The organism is Paenarthrobacter sp. CC6 (assembly GCF_040560085.1).
GTDB lineage: Bacteria > Actinomycetota > Actinomycetes > Actinomycetales > Micrococcaceae > Arthrobacter > Arthrobacter nicotinovorans.
Genome location: NZ_JARDAN010000005.1, coordinates 367,882 through 385,774, shown reverse-complemented (window position 1 = coordinate 385,774; position 17,893 = coordinate 367,882). Strand labels below are relative to the sequence as shown.

Sequence of the window (17,893 nt, the reverse complement as noted above, 5' to 3'; positions counted from 1 at the left end):
ACGCTATTCATTTCCCGTTCTCATGGCCTGTGACTTCCATCCAGATCTCACAAGCCACCCCAGCACTTCAGGATCCCGGTAACCCCGCAGATCCGGTAGCCGCTACGAAGTCTGCAGCGCCGCAGCTTCCAAGCTCACACCAGCATCACGACTTAGGATTCCCATGACCCCCACGTTTGAAACAGACACACCAGCAGGCGAGAAGCCTGTGGGGCCGACGTCCGACCAGCCAACCACCCAAGGCTGGCGCCGCGTCCTAGGGGTTCCGTCGCTGGTCCTGCTGGGCTTGGTTTACATGGTCCCGCTGACGATCGTCAGCACGTACGGCATCGTCGTCGAGTTGACCGGAGGACGCCTTTCCGCCGCGTACGCGGTGACCCTGGTAGTCATGCTGTTCACCGCCCGCTCCTACGGCCGGATGTCGCAAGCTTTCCCGTTCGGGGGATCCGCGTACACGTACGCAACGCGATCTTTCGGAGCCCGGCTGGGCTTCATGGCCGGCTGGTCGCTCCTCCTCGACTATCTGTTGCTCCCGATGATCAACTACCTGCTCATCGGCATCTACATGGAAGCTGCCTTCCCGGCCATCCCAGCTTGGGTATTCATGATCGTCTCCATCGCGGCGGTGACGGTGCTGAACATTCTCGGCATCACGGCGATCGCCAAGGCAAACTTCGTTGTCGTCGGACTGCAGGGGCTGTTCATCGTGCTGTTTGTCGCCCTGGGACTCTCGTCCATCACCGGCGCGGGCACCGTCGACTTGTTGGCGCCCTTCACCGGTGTCGACAGCGCCGACGGCCTCTCGCCGATCTTCGCCGGCTCCGCGATTCTGTGCCTCTCCTACCTGGGGTTCGACGCCGTCTCGACATTTGCCGAAGAGACCAAGGACCCGAAGCGAAACCTGCCCCGTGCCATCATGATCACCACCGTCCTGGCCGGCGTGATCTTCCTTGGGCTCGCGTACATCAGTCACCTTGTTCTCCCGGTCAGCGCCTTTAACGACGTCGACGCTGCCGCGATTGAAGTGATTGGCGCGGCCGGTGGGAACCTGTTGGTCGCCTTCTTCACTGCCGCCTACATCGCAGGCAGCCTTGGTTCGGCTCTTACTTCCCAGGCCTCGGTGTCGCGCATCATTCATTCAATGGGTCGTAGCGGGGTCTTCCCGGCAGCTTTGGGTCGCTTGCAGGAACGATTCCGCACTCCCGTACTGCCGATCCTTCTGACGTCGGCTGTTTCACTTCTGGCCTTCGTTTTGGACCTTCTGACCATCTCTTCGCTCATCAGCTTCGGCGCCCTGGTTGCGTTCTCCGTGGTAAACCTCGCCGTGATCAAGCACTACTTCATTGATGAGAAGGCCCGCGGAGCCAGGGGAGTCGTTCACAACCTAGTGCTGCCCGCTATTGGGTTCGCGCTGACGGTCTGGTTGTGGACGAGTTTGAGCGGGTTGTCCATCGGCTTCGGTCTGGCATGGGCTGCAGTTGGTTTGGTCTGGCTCGCGTACTTGACCCGCGGGTTCCGCCGACCGGCACCTCAGCTGGACTTGAAGGAAGCCTAGAAAGTCATTGCTTTCTGCGGATGACGTTAGGCTTCTTGGACGACATCGTAGGGGGACGATTCTGAAAATGACTACGGCACGTAAGCTCCGCATTTTGAACATTGCAGCCACAGTCCTGCTGTTAGCTGTTTTGACTCTGCAGTCCACCAAAGTGATCGACGGGTTCTGGAGCATGACGCTCCTGGTGCTTATAGGGGCCCCGACGACGGTGGCCTGGGTGATCCTTGAGCGGCGCCAGGGCGCGGAGAAGATGAGGGACGGCGCGTAGGTCTGCCGATCTTCCGGCGGCCATTGCCTGACAGTCCCTCCTGTGGAACTCTCGACTTGATCCTGTCGCAGGGTGACGGCAGGCAGCAGGGAAGGAACCCGACATGGGACTGATCCACATTGACCTGTTCACCACCCTCGATGGGGTCGCGCAGGCGCCGGGCGGGCCGGAAGAGGACATTGCCAACGACTTTGCGTTCGGCGGCTGGCAGGCGCCGCTCATCGACGAGGTTGTCGGCGAGCAGATCGATTCCGGAATGGCGGGGATGGACGCGCTGTTGTTGGGCCGGCGGACCTATGACATCTTCGCTTCGTATTGGCCGCACCAGGATGGCAAAATCGCGGAGCTGTTCAACCGAATTCCTAAGTACGTAGCCTCGCGTCAGTCGCCGGAGCTTGAGTGGGAAGGATCCACACTCCTAGGCCCGGACACAGTGGCTGAGTTGCGGGAGCTCCGCGAGAAGCACCAGAACGTCCACGTCATCGGCAGCCTCGATTTCGTCCAGACTCTTTTCGCTGAGCGCATGTTCAATCAGCTCAATCTGTGGGTTTATCCGATCCTCCTGGGCCACGGGAAGAAGGTGTTCGCCGATGGGGTGGTGCCAACTAACCTCCGCCTTATCGAGCCAGTGGTGGCCTCGCCGATGGGCGCAGTGATGCAACGCTACGCACTGGTTGAGGGGACGCCGGCAGTGGGAAACATGGCGGAGATCGATCAGGCGTAGGGGCCGCGAAGGCGGACAGCCAGACGTGGTGCCCAAGTCACGCCGATCGAAGCCTTCGTCTTTCGCCGACAGGAACCGCCATGCCAGTCCCTGACGCACGCCGTCGTTCGAGGCGCGTCAACATCCAAGGGCGTGGGATGCGGGCGCGCTTACGCCCATTGCAGTGAGCGCATGCGGCAACGAAGTTCCGGAGCGATGTCGCTCCACCTTTGGACCACGGATAGAAATGATCTCCGTGTTCCGCAGCTCGGCTGCAGCGCCTCCCGTAACCCGATTCCAGTTCACATATTCCGCCAGCCCGCAGCATTCCTTCGCGACGCAGGTACCGCGTGAACCGACGTTGCGGATCACGACGAAGAACGTCGGTCGTCCGCAGCATGATAGCCACAACCAGCAACATCACAATGAATGCAGCAGGCATTCCGATGGCGATCCATAGCCCGCCAAAGACTTCCAGTAGGACGTTTTCGAGTGAGCCACTACCGAAGTTGCCGAGGGCCCGCGGGGTTGTAAAGGACAGGTAAGCAGCCGCAAACAGCCAGACCCCGGAGACAAGGACGAGCAGCCGAAGGGATTGGCGGGTCCAATAGATGCGCCGCAATTCAGATCGAAATGACTGGCCCTCTGTCATGCCGTGACGTTAGCAGCAATGTGGTTCACCGTGTTTCATCTCCTGATTGTTCGATCTGGTGCTCGGCGGCCGCGTCGGAACGCTTGGTTTCTTCTGACTGCGCACTTTTAGTTACTGCGCAGTTACGGGTGCGGTGTCGACTACCGAGGTCTTGACTGCCGTCCATGCAGTTGCCGTTCCTGGTGGGATTGCATCGTAACCGTCCAGATCCACGACTCTTTCGCCGATGAACTGACCGTTGTTTGGATCCACAATCATCTCTCGACGGGTGTTGTCACTGCGGTCTACCAGTCCGATGGCGACACCGCTTCTCCCGTCCAGAGCCGCCCGGCGTTCAACCAGTGTTACTCCCGGTATCAGCGCCGCGGCGCGGTAGAGGGATGCCCTGAGTTGCGCTGTAATCACTCCTGTCCTTAATCGGTCGGAAATCCAAGTGAAGGCTTGGTCATCGGCGGAGTTTCCTTGGTCACGGATGGTCTCGAGAAGTTTGCTCGGTTCCAAAGGTAGGGCGGCGAGTTCTTCCTCAGACCAGGGCGCGTCGACCTGCCGCAGACCGCCGCGTTCGTTACGGCCTTTGGGTGTCCGTCCTTCAATTTCAAGCACTGAGGCCGCGGTAGCTTCACCAAAGAAGGAGATAGGCCGCGATTCCTCGAACTTCATGACCCAGTGGGCCTTTTTGTCGGCTGGGACGTAAAGCTGACGGTCCTGTGATTCGAGCCAATACAAGCGGCCAGCGCCGCCATCGCCCTGATCGGTGTATACGGCCCTGGTGTCGACTCTCAGGAACTGACCCGGGCGCAGTACTGGGTCGGAGGTGTTTATGGTTTGCTGCGCGGCACCTTCGAGGGCTTCCACCGCCTCGGCGGTTGCCGGTGGACGCCAAAGGAGGTTCACGGCATCAGTAGCGACCAGTCCGCCAGCGAGAACGGCCGCCGCAGGGGCGAGGAGAACAGTGCGCCGGACGAGGGGCCGGGGCCTCGATGATTGAGGTTCGTGCTGCTGAGCAGCGGGCCTAGATGTGCGGTTCGCTTCCTGCACGAGCAGGTTCTGGACGCGGTTTTTCGTGTCCTTCGGGTAAGTCACTTCAGAAAGATTCATGACAGTCTCGTTTCAAGGATCTTCGTGCCGGGTTGTTCTGTGACCTCGATTGGCCGGTCCATTGCTGTCAGCTTGGTTCGGGCGCGGTGAAGCCTTGATTTCACTGTCCCGGGCCGGATGCCGAGAGTTATGGCCGCCTCTTCCTGGCTGACGCCGTTCATGAGACACAAGATCACCACGTCGTATTCGCCGTCATTTAGTCCGGCCGTCGTATCCAGTAACTCCCGAACAGAGCGTTCGGCGTCGAGCCTCGTGGCGATCGCTTCCGCGTGATCGGCTTCATGCCCGCCGTGGCGTGGATCAGAGAACGGCAACCTGGCAAGGAACGCGGCATGCCGTTTGGCTGCCCGAGCGCGGTTGCGGTTGGCGTTTGTCGCAACCCCCAGAAGCCAAGGCAAGACACTGGCCCGCTCCAGTTTGAGTCTTTTCCGTTGTCGCCACGCCTCCAGAAAGGTGATCGACACGAGTTCTTCTGCATCGTGCCAAGATCCACATCGGGTAAGGCAGTACCGGAACACCGCATCCGCATGCCTGTCGAAAAGGACACCGAATGCGTCAGTGTTGCCCGTGATGCACTCATGCCACAGGTCTTCGTCAGTTTCCCCCTCTAGCCTCATGCCTTGTAGTGTCCGCAGGGCCGGAAAGGGTTCCCGCCCGCCGCAGCCTTCTTGAGCCCGCGAAGGAATATCCCTCAACGGCGGACCAATCCCGTAGGAATGTCCGCCATCGCCAACGTGGCCAGGAGCATTTCTGAAACCAATTGCAACCGGAGTGTTCGGGTGGGTACGTTCTGGCCGTTCTGGTGGGCTCCGACCAAGTTGACACAATAAAAAGTGACCGGCAGACCCAGCTGATGTTGCATTAGAAAGTTCTCCAACTGACTTGGCTTATTGCGTGGAAGACGGAAAATTGTGGCGTGGGAAATATGGCGGAGATGGATCAGCCGTAGGGCCGTCAGTCCGCCGCAACCCGCCCCGCCACATACTCCGCGTCCAGCCCCACGCCCCCAACGATCGACGAATAGTGTCGCGTCAGCCACGGCAACCCGACCACATACAGCCCAGGAATCTCCGTCACCCCGCGCGAATGCTTCGGGTAGCCCCACTCATCCACCAGCGGCAGGTCCACAAACCCAAAGTCCAGCTTGTATCCGGAAGCCCACAACACGGAAGTGATGCCCGCCTCCGCAAGGCTCACCCGTGAAAGCTCCGCAGGCAGCCAGTCATCCGCCTCCGCAGCCGCCTGCTCCGGAGCATCGATCCCCGCTGCCGCAATATACGCATCAATCGCCTTGCGTGACCGTTGTCCAAAAGCGGACTCGACGGCGGCGAGGCGTTCGGGGAGGTCGTCGCTGAAGGTGATGACGCCGTCGTCGACTGATTCGAGGTGGCCGTGCAGGTGCATGCCGCGTCGGCCAAGCTCGCGGAGGTGGATGCTGTGGCCGCCGTCGGTGCCCGAGAGCAGGGGATTGGGCGCAAACCGCAACGCGGGGGAGGGCAGTGCCTCACGGGTGAGGGCGTTGACGCCGTAGTCAGGTCCGTGTTTGCCGGTCTCGAGCATCCAGTAGATGAGGTCCTGGCCACGGTAGCGGCGAGGGGCTTCGGGAACGACGGAGATGGCTAGGTGGACGTCGCGGCCGGCGTCGTGCAGCTCCTCGGCGACCTGCCCGCCCGACTGGCCGGTCCCTACGATCAACACGGCGCCATCGGGCAGCTGCTCCGGATTACGGTAATCGTGGGTGTGCAGCTGGGTCACGCCGGCGGGGAGTTTGACGGCCGGGGCAGGAACCTTGGGCACCTGATACGCGCCCGTGGCCAGGACGACGTTCCGGGCTCTCAGGCTCCCTAGGGAGGACTCGATCAGGAACCCGCCCTCCGGAGAAACGGACAACCGGGTCACGTCAACGCCCGTGTGCACTGGTGCCGCAATCAGCTCCGCGTATCGCCTGAAAAGGTTCACTGCGGCGTCGCGGGGGATGAAGGCGTCACGGTCGCCGTCGTCGAACGGCATCCCGGGAAGGTCCAGCGAAAGGATGGGCGTGTTCATGTAGAAGCCGTCCCAACGATCCTGAAAGGCGCCACCCAAAGTGTCGCGCCGCTCCAGGAGTTGATGCTCCACGCCGAATTGCGTGAGCCAGTAACTCGTCGTGAGGCCGGCTTGGCCTGCGCCGATAACGACGGTATCCGGGATGCGTCCCATGGGTGGACTTTACGCCCGGCCACCCCTTGGGAACAGTGCGTTGGGGAGAACTTTGCGGAGCACATCCTCCACACCGGGAGCAACGGACGGCGCCTTGCCGCCCAGCTCGAAAAGCGGCAGGTAGCCCATGTGCCGGGCGGCATGATTCGCCATGGCGAGAGGTCCGACGTCGACTCCGGACAACGGCTCCCCGCGCAGCAGGCGTGAGGCGCTGCGCTCGCATCCAGAGATCTCAATGATGACCTCGAGGTCGAAGTTCCGCAGCAAATGACTGCTCCAAGGACTCTTGGGATGCGCGTGATCGGACGACGATCCGCCAGGCGGGATCTCGGTGGTACTCAATGTGACTGGCCCCCTGGGCGCTCGCAGTGTTCCTTTAGGAGAAGTGCGGGCTGAGGCCGGGTCGTGACGCGAACGCCGTCATATCCGGCCGGCTCGGATCACATACAAGAGGTGCCTTGTATCAGAGGAAGGGCACGTGAAGGCGGATCTCGGAAAGGCTGGGCATGGATTATTGGGTGGATATAGCACAGATTATTGGGGCGCTGGCTACAGCTACGGCGCTGTTCTTCGTCGCCAAGGCAGCACGCCATTCGCGGCAGACGGTGGAGGAGTCCCAGCGGATGCGCCGCTTGGAGGCAGAACGGGACGAAAGAGCAATAACGACGGCGGAGCGGCGCCAGGCCGGGCGGATTGCCTTCTGGCCCGTCAGCAAGAAGTACCAAGGCAAAGAGCAGTGGGGCATTGAGCTGGTCAACTCCAGTGAGGCACCGATCTTCCGGCTGACCCTTGAGCGGCCCGAAGGCGTCACCCGGAAAGGCGTCCCGATCCCGGCGATCAAGGCGACCGCCAAGATTCTCCCTCCGGGTCGCTACTTCTTCAGCCATCAGGATCGCTGGCCAACGTACATCGACGCGAGCCATGTCTGCGAACCCCTTCCGGGGAATGTCGACTACATGGGCAACGTGACGTTCATGGACAGCGACGGACGTCACTGGGCCCGGGGCACCGACGGGAAACTTCAGCAGGAAGCTCCGGAATCCGCCGCTGCACAGGCACCTCAGGGACCATAAATCAGCCGATTCCAGGCCAATCCGGCACATCCGATGGATAAAACATTTCCCAGCACTAGCTATCTGCTCAGAACTCTGTAGACTTGATGGTGTTGTTGTGTTTGGCATTTGGTAGTTCAGGCAGTCCCCATGATCCATCTGGATCGTGACCTTCTGAAGTAACGGTGGAGAACACCCCACACCGGAGACCCGAAAGTCGGGAGAATCTCCACCTTCAGTAAGGACTGAAAAAATGGCTACAGGTACCGTGAAATGGTTCAACTCCGAAAAGGGCTTCGGCTTCATCTCTCCTGAAGATGGCAGCCAGGACGTTTTCGCTCACTACTCTGCGATCAACTCCTCGGGTTACCGCTCCCTCGAAGAGAACCAGAAGGTTTCCTTCGACGTCGAGCAGGGCCCCAAGGGTCCCCAGGCAGTAAACATCCAGGCTATCTAGTCTTCGGATAACGCAAAAAGCAGGGCCGGTCACTGACCGGCCCTGCTTTTTTTGTCGCCCTCAACCCATCGTTAGACAAACTTCGTCATGCGCGACCAGATAACTATGGACATCAGGCCAGCCAAAACCAAGCCCCCCGCCATGAGGGCCAATCCGACTTCTACCTGAACAGGGAATGGCGGGCGTGGACTGAATCCACCCCAATAGTTGAAGATGCCCTCTCCGGCGGCCGTAAGGATATTTCGCGGATCGTAGGGCCCTGCGAAGGGCGCCACCATAAGCAGCCCGCCGGCGGCCAAGCATGGTATCAGCATGCTTCTGGTCACCAACCCGACAAATAGACCAAGTAGCCCGAACAGGATCGCCGTTGACGCGCTGAATGCAATCTGGACTGCAGGGCTTCCAGCTGAGGCTTCAGCTACAGGGTAAGGAAAGCTCCCACCGGCCGAGGGCAGAAACGCAGCCCTGAGGACAGGCGCCGCAACCAGACTCAACGTGGCTGCAATCAACACGGCAGCCGGGGAAACGATTACGACAGTAAACGCCTTCGCCACGACGTATGGCCTGGCGCCTTGCATCACCACCCTATCCTTCAGGATCCGACGACGAGCGTCACCAGCCGCCACTCCGCATCCGTATATGAAGAAAAGTAGTGGGATGACCAAGAACGTGATCATCTCAAGCCCGGTACCGACTGCGTTCGTCCCTTCAAGAGCTTGGAAAGCGAAATAGGCTCGTTCGTAGTCGTAACGTAGCGGATTGTCCACCAGCTTCTGACCGTCCTGGACCGCCAACCTTACGGGTTGCTCCATTGCCTGTGCCAGGGAAACCCCATTAGCGGATGCCTGGGCCTCCGTCGCCTGGAGACGAGTCATGCTGGCATCTACGTTGCTGACACTCCCAGTGAATGCGAACACTAGAGACAGCGATAGTCCGGCTATGGGCAGCAGCAGCATTCTGCCCCAGTACTGATACCTCAGTTCGGTTCGTATGGAACGGAGAAGGTTACTCATCAAAGTCGTCGACCTGGATTGGTGGTTCGCCTGCATTTCGCTGAATCTTTCCGCATCGTATTGAGAACTCAGAGGAGGCGACGTCCCGATAGAAGGAGGATTCATGATCAGAGATGAGCACACAGCTCCTATCTGAAGCGTGCTTCAATAGCTCTAGTAAGGCGGTGCGGCCCGTGTTATCCAGGCCGGATAGCGGTTCGTCCAGCAAGATACAAGGTCTCCCTGATGCAAAAGCGGCCGCTAGTTTAATCCTTTTCTTTTGACCGAGGGAGTAGGTTGCCGATCGCTTTGCAAGTAGATCATGGTTGAAAAATGCCTTCACCGAAGGCTCCTCCAGAACCGCCCTAGGCGATGCGTCCAGTAAGGCTCCCAAGTTCTGTGCACCTGTGAGACTCCCATGTACTGTGGAGTCATCGAAAGCTGCGGCAACGTTATTCGCCAATGAACCATTATGCCAAAGAATGCTTCCCTGGTACCTCTCCAGTCCAGCCAAGCACTTTAGGAGAGTGGTCTTACCGTTTCCATTATCTCCGCGAAGTAGATGTATTCCTATCGAAGGAAGAGTCAATGATACATTGAGCAATACGTCCTTACGCCCATAGCGTTTGGAAAGATCTAATATGCGTAGCATGAGTCCTCATCATTGGAGGGCCGGCCGTTGACGGCCGGCCCCAAGACTGCGGGTTATTTGCCTAGTCCTGCCACGCGTACCAAGCGCCATCGCCGTAAACATTTGCACTCTGGACGACGGTTGTGTGATAAATGTTGACGTTGCCCCACGGGGTAGGAGTGCCTATCCCCGCGTCGGTCAGTGCAGTGGTTGAGAAAGTTGGTTCTCCCTTCTTGAGGGTTGGCTGCATCGTGTTGCCATTGTTTGATGTAGATCTAGGGGTGGTCATGTCTTTGAGCGTCTGTGTGCTGTCAGGATCGTTGGCGGCATGAGCGGGAACCGCCGTCGTGGCAATGATTGCGGATAGAAATACGGCGGCAATGCTGGAGCGTGGTTTCATGATCGTGTTTCCCCCAATGGAAATGGGAATTGTGCGCAGAAATGTGTTTCATTTGCTCGCAGATGCATGAGAAATCACTCTCGCTGTTGGCGGCTCGTTGCGCCGCAGACTGCACGGGTGATTGTCAATACTCTCAGCCGGGAGCGGCAGTTTGTCAAGCATTTTTATTTGAGGGTTATGAGGTAAGAGTTTCCCAATTGTCGGCACCACTTAGGTGACAATATTCAGCACCTAAATTTGCTCTTTTCGCCACCTAGAAAGCCGCATATGAGTCTGTGCATGACGGTTTTGCCACCTAGTCCGCGTTTCACGGTGTAGCCCGCCTAGGTTCGTAGGTCGGGTCGACTCCGCCCCCTACTCCGCGATCACACCAGCGGCCTGCGGCTCCCTCCATGAGGCGTCCCGTAGGCATTGAGCCCTGCCGGTCAGGGACGTATCCTCCTTTTGTCGCTCCCCGGGTAGAAGATGTCTACTACCGATGGAGAGTGAATTCGAATACATATCCACATAGCGAATTACACCAATGTAATTCGTCCAACGCAGACCGTAGCGTCGGTAGCAAGAGACCACGACGCAAGGGGTACCGATGATCTGCCCGAACACCAAACACCAGCGCGAACTCTGCCGCCACCACCTAGTTGATGCCGCTCACCACCCGAATGGACCCAAATCATCACCTAGATTTGGCAGATCTCGCCTGTGCAAGCCATTTTCAACACCTAGTCCGCTGTTCAAGATCTAACCTGCGAGGTGAGCCGAATGTCGGTCATGCACAGAAGCAGAAGGTTGGATCGGGTGTTCGATGTAGAGGTCCAGCGTGTCCTGGACTATGTAGCGCACGGCATTGGTGTGCGCATCGTTGGGGTACCCGGCAGCGGCAAAAGCACGGTGGTGCGCAACGTCATCGCAAGCCTGGAGAAATCCGGAGCGATGGTCCATGTCATCGAAGGTCTCCGTACACACAGGAACATCCCCTTCTCGGCCATCAAGAGCCTCGGACTCGATCTGCGGCCAGGCCGCAGCGGGGTGTTGGATCTGGCTGATGTCCTTTCAAGTCACCTGGCCATGAGTGGCAAACATGTCCTGATCCTGGATGACATCCATTTCGTTGACGACGAATCCTTGGCTGTTCTTGAAGCTGTCCGCGGCCGTTCGAGCAGCCCGTTGATTGCCACGGCACCCGAGAACGTCACCTTCTCCGAGAGCCAACTGGCTGTCCTCAACCACGGGCGGGAAGCCGTCCTCCAGCTGGACCCTCTTCACTACGAGCAAGTCCACACCCTGCTCTCCCAAGTGCTGGGCGGATCAGCCGATGCTGACACGACAGCGCGGATTCTGACCAAGGCGGCCGGCAACCCTCGCCTCATCGTGAAGATCGCAGAGACCGCCTCACTGAGCGATCTGTTGGTCAGGCGTGGTGGGTTGTGGCGCATGACCGGTGAGACGCTTTGGAGCGATCATCTCCGCGGAACCATCGAGGGGTTGTTGGCGGAGCTCACCGCGGACGAGTTTACGGGGTTGAACGCCATGGCCATTCTGGGTACGGCCCGTATCGATGTCCTTCAGAAGATCGTGCACCCCGACGTGCTGGATGCGCTCGAGCGCAAGGGCCTGCTGTCCGTCATGGACGATCACCACAACGGCGCCACGGCGGCGGTCAGCCCGCCTGTGGTCGCAGACTACTTCAACGGACAGAAGTCCCTACGGGACAGGCACCTGCTGCGGAGCAGAATCGCTGGTGTGCTGGAGTCAACGCCAGCGGCTGCCGACACCTTCACCACCGCAGACTGCCTCTCCCGTGTGCTCGCCTCACTCCGCCGAGAGCGCAGCAGCGACGACGCCGTTACGGCCAGGCACTTTCATGAACACAGCACGGTCCGTGAGCGCGCCCGCTTTGAACGGTGGGAAGCCGAAAAGTCTGTCGCCAATGCGGCTGCGCTGTTGCGCATCTATTGGGGCGCACCTGTGGATGTGAAGCGCGCCCAGCGCGTCTGCACGGAAACATCAACCCACGACGCCGACCCTTCGGACCTGCTGCTGTTCACCATCTCCAAGGCCCTCCTCGCCATCAACACGGGCAGGGGATTGAACTCGGCCGTTGGGATCCTGAAGAACTTGGGTGAAACACATCCAGGACTAAAATTTGGTGCGGACGCCGCCATTCTATTTTTCAGCGGATCCCACAGCCGCGTCCCCATGGCCCGGCTTGAGTCGGGAACAGGCCAGGTGCCGGGGATCGGCAAGCTGATCGAGGGCCTTATGCATCTTTACCGCCTCAATCCGACCATGGCCCTGGAAGTCATCAAGGACACAAAAGACGACGAGACCTTCCCGCACCTACGGCCATTCATCACCGGCTTCTCCCTCTTTGCCAGTGGCAAGATCGACGAATCGCTGGTGTTCGCACTGGACTGGCGTGCCGAAGCCCGTAAGAACCTCGACCAGTTCGGAGTGGTTAGCAGCAGTTACATCGCGGTCCACGGGCTGCTCTACCGCGGCTACTTCGAGGAAGCCGAGTACCTGATGAGCAGCGTGTTTGCGATGGGCCGGCCGGGCTTTGTGGTGGACGTACTTTACGACGCCATGCTGCGCCTTGCGGGCCTGCGGCACGCCACGTCTTCGGCGGCGCCGGAACTATCCATCGCCACTCAGGCGCGGACGGAAGTGCCCGACGTCGGTCCGTTGCCTGGTGTGGGTAAGGGGACTTACGCACTGGTCGCCGGCAGCAACACTCGGCCGGCGGGATTTGACCGCCGCGCCTTACAACTGATCAACCGGCAGCTGAAGAGCGGTTACGTACTGGAAGGAATGATGACGGCGCTGCTGTGCACCTGCCTGAGTCCGGGTCGCCCGGTGCTGGACCTGCTGAAAAGGATCCTCAGGGAAAGCAACATCACCGTTCATGAACAGTTCCTGGCCATCGCAACTGCTGTGGTGGAGGGAGACCACAAGACGCTCAGCAGTTTGTTGAAGCACTACGAACCGGACATCGACCTCTACCAGGTTGGCATGTTGCTCCAGGGCGGCCTCAAACGTCATGTTCTGGACGGCGACTCAGACACTGCGGAAGTCCTCGCGGGGGAGTCATCACTGTTCGCGGCCCGATTCCCGGCAGCCTTCGAACCGGTCTCCTTCATTGCGGTGAAGTCAATGCTCCTCACGGACAGGGAAACCGAAATAGCCTTGCTGGCCGGGTACCGCTCGAATGTGGAGATTGCTGAACAACTTGGAATCAGTGCCAGGACCGTGGAGAACCACATTTCCAACGCTCTGCGAAAGACCGGCGCAACTTCGCGCAATCGTCTCTTCATCCTGGCCAGAAATTCACTGCCGCCCGAGTGACACTGGATATGCTGTCAGCGTCCCTCCCATGGCACTTACATAAGTGCCGTGGCAGCTGCTGAAAGGGCTCTTGTGAACCAGCCACCCACGTTGGCCCGACGCCTAGGTACCTTCGACGCTTCCCTTATCGGCTTGGGATCCATGATCGGAGCCGGCGTCTTCGCGGCCTTCACCCCCGCAGCCGCAGCAGCCGGATCAGGCTTGTTGATCGGGCTGGTGATGGCGGCATTCGTGGCCTTCTGCAACGCCACCTCCTCTGCGCAGCTCGCGGCGAGGTACCCCACTTCCGGGGGCACCTACATTTACGGTCGTGAACGGCTCGGCCAATGGCCCGGGTTCCTTGCCGGATGGGGGTTCGTCATCGGCAAAACGGCCAGTGCCGCCGCGATGGCAATGACCTTCGCCGCCTACGCCGCACCGCAGGGCTGGGAGCGGCCGGTGGCGATCGCCGCCGTCGTACTTCTGACCGCCGTGAACTATCACGGCGTGACCCGAACCGCGGGCCTTACCCGGGTGCTCGTGGTTGCCGTGCTGGGTGCCTTGGCGATCGCTATTGCAGCAGTCTGGGGTGGTTCCGGCCCGGACTTCGGGAACATTGTGGGCGAGGGGCTCCTGGCACACGGCTGGTACGGCGTCCTCCAATCGGCCGGCCTGCTGTTCTTTGCGTTTGCCGGCTACGCCAGAATCGCAACCATGGGCGAGGAAGTACGTGACCCCCGGCGGACCATCCCCAGGGCAATTACCATCGCGCTGGGAATCACCATTGTCATCTACGCCGTCATTGCGATTACCTTGCTCGGAGTGCTCGGTCCGCAAGGGGTAGCGGAGACACCGACGCCACTGGCCGACGCCGTAGCGACAGGCTCGATGGCGTGGGCGGCTCCGGTGGTTCGAGTCGGCGCGGCCGTGGCCTCGTTGGGGGCGCTGCTGGCCTTGATTGCGGGCCTCGGACGCACCAGCCTGGCGATGGCCCGGGAACGTGACCTACCACCATGGCTGGCTGCCGTGCACCCCAAGTACAAGGTCCCGCATCGGGCAGAAACGGCCTTGGCCGTTGTGGTGTGCCTCGTGATCGCAGTGGCGGACCTCCGGGGCGCCATTGGCTTCTCGTCCTTCGGTGTGCTGCTCTACTACCTGGTGGCCAACGTGGCCGCGTACACCCAACCGCAGGAAGACCGCCGATATCCCAAGTTCCTTCAGGTGGCTGGCGCTGTGGCCTGCGTGGGTCTGGTGATGACGTTGCCGCCGCTCTCCGTGGGGCTTGGTGTGCTGATGTTCGCGGCGGGGATCACCTACCGCCTTTTGCGGCTCCGCCGAAACCGGACCTAAGTGTAATGAGGTCCGGCTGGGCACGACTCCACCGGGGGTAGTGGGGTGGAGCCGTGCCGTAGTGCCGCCTACGTCTGGAGCAGGTGGGGTTACCCGCCGGACACCGGGATCCCTGCTCCGGAGGCACAAAAGAACCATATGGCCGGATTTCCGGCCCTAGGTATCGAAGTCCCGAAACTAGGTGGTCCTGGGCGCGGTTTAGTTCGCAAAGAGCATGAAATTAGGTGTTGGGTGCGGCCGATCTAGGTGTTGGCACGTCGTCGGGCATTCCTACGCTCAACGGATTCCATGAACGTGACGATGCTGGCGAGGGTCATGGCAAGGGAACACATCACCGCCAGCACGGCGGGAGTCTCCTGGAAGGGAACAACCAGCAACGGACTGAGCATCATGGCGTTGCCGAATCCGGACGCCGCAAACACTCCCGCTTTCAGCAGCAAACACCTCAACGGGTCCATTACCAATGCGGCTACCGGCGCCACCACACCCAATGCCATGGTGAGCACAACCGCGGTAGCCCGCAGGTCCGCGGGATCAAGTACCTTCAGGCCTTCCGGGGGTGGAGCCATTCCCAGGAGGGTAGCCGACACCGCAGAACAGACAGCAACGATGCTCGTGAGTATTCGAAGGGCTGCAGGGTAGAAGTGCGTAATCACTGGAAAATCCTCGTCGTTCGTCGGCCCTACCCCCGGCATAGGGGTAGTGCGACGAACTGAGGACCTATGACGCGAAATACCGCCGGCTAATCCTCCGGATGCGCCAACCGCTTCAACAGGGGGACCAGGTCACCGGCGGAAGCAGGTCCGAAGAAGTGGGCATCGGCGAGTTCAACGGCGGCAATGGCAAGCGGGGCCAGCTCTGCCCCCGCCGGTGTGACTCGCAGCCGCTTGGACCGTGTGTCCGCAGGGTCCACTTCGCGCTCGATGAGGCCCTTCTGTTCCAATGTGCGCAGAACCTGCGACGCCATCTTCACGTCGGTGCCAGCCTGACGGGCTACGGCCAGCTGATTGGGATGGCCGCCCTCTTTGTTGAGCCACCAGGTGCACGCCAACAGGACGAACTGCACGTGGGTGATGCCGTGCGGGGCCAGGGCCGCCGCGACCTCACGTTGCCAGCGAAGAGTCGCGTGCCACAGCAGGAATCCTGGACTTTCGCCGGGGCTGAGCGGCATCAGAGCTGTGCGTGTTCGACGAGGGAAGCCATGGTCTCGGGCCAATCTGCCGTGATACCAGGTCCAATGCCGGGCCCGATATCGTCTGCCCCGGCGCCGGAGATCTCCATCCGGTAGGTAACCCGGACGCGGCCGCCGTCGAGCTTTTCGATGCGGTGGGTGGTCCGCAGCAGCAAGCCGTCGAATCGCGCTTCGTCAACGAAGAGCTCACCCGGCACCACCTCGGCGAGCTGCAGCGCGATGGGGTCCTCGCCCGGAGGTGTCATCAGGATGGTCGCGCCCTCAGCGAAGGGGCCGTCGATCTCGATCCGCTCGATCTCGGCGTTCCAGCCGCCCCAACTTTCGACGTCGGCCCACAGGCGCCAGATGTCCTGTTGTGCCGCGCCGGTCTCAACGCTGTGTTCGTAGTCCCACATGGCTGCCTCCTCTGGAAGATGATCTATGCACAGACTATCTGTGCATAGATCATCTTGTCCATGGAGCGCGAGGATTTACTTTTCGCAGCCGATGCCATCGTGGTCGTTGTCCAGGCCGTAGATGTCCGAACCGATCACAGTCACAGGGCCTCGGACGTATGAGGGACCGTTGCCTTTGCCGCCAGCGCAGTCGACGTCGGAGTCAATCGGCACGCAGGCACCGGCATAGTTCGGGTCGCATTGGCTTTGTGCCGGCGCGACGGGAACCGCCTTGGGTGCCGCGTTCGCGGCTGCTTGGTCGGCTGCAGCTTTGTCGGCCGCGTCCTTCGCTGCAGCTGCCTGGTCGGCAGCCGCCTTGTCTGCGGCCGCCTTGTCCGCTGCCGCCTTTGCCGCTGCGGCTTGGTCAGCTGCCGCCTTGTCTGCAGCTGCCTTATCCGCCACTGCCTTGGCCGACGCGGCACGCTGGTCATTCAGTGCCTGTGCTGTGGCTGAATCCAACCACGTCAGTTTCCCGGTCTGATCAACGGCGCACACGTACGTCTCGCCTGCCAAAACCTGGGTCTTTGTCTCCGCAGAACAGGACGTTCCCGAGATCTTGCTGGGTGTTGGCGTGGGCTTTGGTGATGAAGTGGTGGCCGGCGACCCGCTGGAGCTGCTCACTGAGCTGGCAGTTCCAATCGGTGCGCAGGCCGTCAACAGAATGAACAGTGATCCCATGGCCGCGATGCCAAGTGCTTTGGGCCGAGTACTCCGGCTGGATGCTGACTGTTTTTCGGCGCGCGAAAATTGTTTTTGCAAAGTAATGCCCCCTTTTAGTGCGCCGATGCGATGGCGCGTGCTGCGACCATAACACCCGCCTTAAGGGCGAGAGCGAAAAAGTCGCATATTACGTGCCACATGGCTGAGTCTGGCCTGTGCAACCATGGGTGGATGCTTGGGGAGAACGAGACCACGGGAAAGGCTGGGCTTTTCCGTCTCTTGGCAGCGGACTTGCAGGCACTCGGGGCTGGACGGCAGCTCGTTGGCATCGACGGCGTGGATGGCAGTGGCAAATCAACCTTCGCCGAGGGGTTGTCGGAAGCGCTTACGTTGTCCCAGGCCCGCCCGGTCCTGATTATTCACGTCGACGATTTCCTCAATCTTCAGGAAGTCCGACACCGCCGGGGCCGGGCATCGCCCGAGGGATTCTGGCTGGACACATATGACTACGACGCGCTCGAAAAGTACGTCCTCACCCCGCTCGGGAAGGGCGGCGACAGCGTGTATCGTCCGGCAGCTGCGGATGTCCGAAAGGATGTGCCGCTACGCCCCGAACCCCGGAAGGCGCCGTCCGATGCGATCATCCTGGTGGAGGGAATGTTCCTCCACCGCGACCGGATGGCCGGCCACTGGGACTACTCCGTTTTCCTCGATGTTCCCTTCGCGGAAACGGCCAGGCGCATGTCCGTCAGGGATGGCAGCAACCCGGACCCTGAACACCCCTCTATGCGCCGCTACGTTGGCGGGCAGCGGCTCTACTTTGAAGAGAGCCGGCCATGGACGCGCGCCTCACGGGTTGTCGACAACACTCTTCCCGAACAGCCAAGGCTGCTGTCTGCAACAGAGGCCGCACAGCGGCAGCGCTGATC

General features: G+C 60.5%; 20 protein-coding genes. 8 read left to right on the top strand and 12 right to left on the bottom strand.

All coding sequences use genetic code 11. The features are described from left to right. Positions 1–163: 163 nt before the first annotated feature. The 3 genes from PV760_RS04240 to PV760_RS04230 all read left to right on the top strand — a co-directional run bounded on the left by PV760_RS04240 (position 164) and on the right by PV760_RS04230 (position 2,547). Positions 164–1,555: an APC family permease gene (locus PV760_RS04240; RefSeq protein WP_354627214.1), complete on the top strand. Its 1,392-nt coding sequence runs from the start codon at positions 164–166 to the stop codon at positions 1,553–1,555. A 67-nt stretch (positions 1,556–1,622) separates the two neighbouring features. Beyond that, entirely contained in the window at positions 1,623–1,823 is a 201-nt protein-coding gene (locus PV760_RS04235) for a hypothetical protein (protein WP_156524736.1), read from the top strand. Positions 1,824–1,926: 103 nt separating this feature from the next. Then, the gene (locus tag PV760_RS04230; protein WP_354627213.1) at positions 1,927–2,547 is read left to right on the top strand and encodes a dihydrofolate reductase family protein; all 621 of its coding nucleotides are present in this window, start codon (positions 1,927–1,929) and stop codon (positions 2,545–2,547) included. A 37-nt stretch (positions 2,548–2,584) separates the two neighbouring features. On the opposite strand, the gene PV760_RS04225 is transcribed toward PV760_RS04230, so the two are convergent. The 5 genes from PV760_RS04225 to PV760_RS04205 form a co-directional block, all read right to left on the bottom strand. Further along, complete coding sequence (locus PV760_RS04225) at positions 2,585–2,854, bottom strand: HNH endonuclease (protein WP_354627275.1); 270 nt, start codon at positions 2,852–2,854, stop codon at positions 2,585–2,587. A gap of 435 nt (positions 2,855–3,289) precedes the next feature. Further along, positions 3,290–4,276, bottom strand: coding sequence for a CU044_5270 family protein (locus PV760_RS04220; RefSeq protein ID WP_354627212.1), 987 nt, complete (start codon positions 4,274–4,276; stop codon positions 3,290–3,292). Next, a complete protein-coding gene (locus PV760_RS04215; protein ID WP_354627211.1) occupies positions 4,273–4,893 on the bottom strand; it encodes an RNA polymerase sigma factor in 621 nt (206 codons plus the stop codon). Before PV760_RS04215 ends, PV760_RS04220 begins: the two co-directional genes overlap by 4 nt. A 337-nt stretch (positions 4,894–5,230) precedes the next feature. Further along, a complete protein-coding gene (locus PV760_RS04210) occupies positions 5,231–6,475 on the bottom strand; it encodes a flavin-containing monooxygenase (protein WP_354627210.1) in 1,245 nt (414 codons plus the stop codon). A 9-nt stretch (positions 6,476–6,484) separates the two neighbouring features. Beyond that, positions 6,485–6,817 (bottom strand): hypothetical protein, encoded by a 333-nt coding sequence (locus tag PV760_RS04205; protein WP_354627209.1) that lies wholly within the window; start codon positions 6,815–6,817, stop codon positions 6,485–6,487. A gap of 176 nt (positions 6,818–6,993) precedes the next feature. Between PV760_RS04205 and PV760_RS04200 the strand changes: the two genes are divergently transcribed. Together PV760_RS04200 and cspE are read left to right on the top strand one after the other, a co-directional pair. Next, the gene (locus PV760_RS04200; protein WP_144401252.1) at positions 6,994–7,548 is read left to right on the top strand and encodes a hypothetical protein; all 555 of its coding nucleotides are present in this window, start codon (positions 6,994–6,996) and stop codon (positions 7,546–7,548) included. Positions 7,549–7,780: 232 nt separating this feature from the next. Further along, a complete protein-coding gene (gene cspE / locus PV760_RS04195) occupies positions 7,781–7,984 on the top strand; it encodes a transcription antiterminator/RNA stability regulator CspE (protein WP_011773907.1) in 204 nt (67 codons plus the stop codon). A 71-nt stretch (positions 7,985–8,055) separates the two neighbouring features. Here cspE and PV760_RS04190 read toward each other — a convergent pair whose 3' ends face one another. The 3 genes from PV760_RS04190 to PV760_RS04180 form a co-directional block, all read right to left on the bottom strand. After that, entirely contained in the window at positions 8,056–8,997 is a 942-nt protein-coding gene (locus PV760_RS04190; protein ID WP_354627208.1) for a hypothetical protein, read from the bottom strand. Beyond that, positions 8,990–9,628 (bottom strand): ABC transporter ATP-binding protein, encoded by a 639-nt coding sequence (locus PV760_RS04185; RefSeq protein ID WP_079581130.1) that lies wholly within the window; start codon positions 9,626–9,628, stop codon positions 8,990–8,992. The genes PV760_RS04190 and PV760_RS04185 overlap by 8 nt, the downstream gene beginning before the upstream one ends. Positions 9,629–9,689: 61 nt before the next feature. After that, positions 9,690–10,007 carry a hypothetical protein gene (locus PV760_RS04180; protein ID WP_354627207.1) on the bottom strand — a complete coding sequence of 106 codons (318 nt, stop codon included), beginning with the start codon at positions 10,005–10,007 and terminating at the stop codon, positions 9,690–9,692. A gap of 795 nt (positions 10,008–10,802) precedes the next feature. Here PV760_RS04180 and PV760_RS04175 point away from each other — a divergent pair. Together PV760_RS04175 and PV760_RS04170 are read left to right on the top strand one after the other, a co-directional pair. Then, positions 10,803–13,349, top strand: a complete 2,547-nt coding sequence (locus PV760_RS04175; protein WP_354627206.1) for a helix-turn-helix transcriptional regulator — start codon at positions 10,803–10,805, stop codon at positions 13,347–13,349. A gap of 141 nt (positions 13,350–13,490) precedes the next feature. Then, the gene (locus PV760_RS04170; protein ID WP_416429302.1) at positions 13,491–14,678 is read left to right on the top strand and encodes an APC family permease; all 1,188 of its coding nucleotides are present in this window, start codon (positions 13,491–13,493) and stop codon (positions 14,676–14,678) included. A 242-nt stretch (positions 14,679–14,920) separates the two neighbouring features. Here the strand turns inward: PV760_RS04170 and PV760_RS04165 are convergent, their stop codons facing one another. From PV760_RS04165 to PV760_RS04150, 4 genes are all read right to left on the bottom strand, one after another. Next, on the bottom strand, positions 14,921–15,334 hold the full coding sequence (locus tag PV760_RS04165; protein WP_039240223.1) for a hypothetical protein: 414 nt from the start codon (positions 15,332–15,334) through the stop codon (positions 14,921–14,923). Positions 15,335–15,420: 86 nt separating this feature from the next. Further along, complete coding sequence (locus PV760_RS04160) at positions 15,421–15,849, bottom strand: MarR family winged helix-turn-helix transcriptional regulator (protein WP_055974580.1); 429 nt, start codon at positions 15,847–15,849, stop codon at positions 15,421–15,423. Beyond that, positions 15,849–16,265, bottom strand: coding sequence for an SRPBCC family protein (locus PV760_RS04155; RefSeq protein WP_079581126.1), 417 nt, complete (start codon positions 16,263–16,265; stop codon positions 15,849–15,851). Before PV760_RS04155 ends, PV760_RS04160 begins: the two co-directional genes overlap by 1 nt. A 75-nt stretch (positions 16,266–16,340) precedes the next feature. Next, entirely contained in the window at positions 16,341–16,925 is a 585-nt protein-coding gene (locus tag PV760_RS04150; RefSeq protein WP_354627205.1) for a hypothetical protein, read from the bottom strand. A 270-nt stretch (positions 16,926–17,195) separates the two neighbouring features. On the opposite strand from PV760_RS04150, the gene PV760_RS04145 reads away from it, so the two are divergent. Next, on the top strand, positions 17,196–17,891 hold the full coding sequence (locus tag PV760_RS04145) for a nucleoside/nucleotide kinase family protein (protein WP_079581124.1): 696 nt from the start codon (positions 17,196–17,198) through the stop codon (positions 17,889–17,891). Positions 17,892–17,893 lie beyond the last annotated feature (2 nt).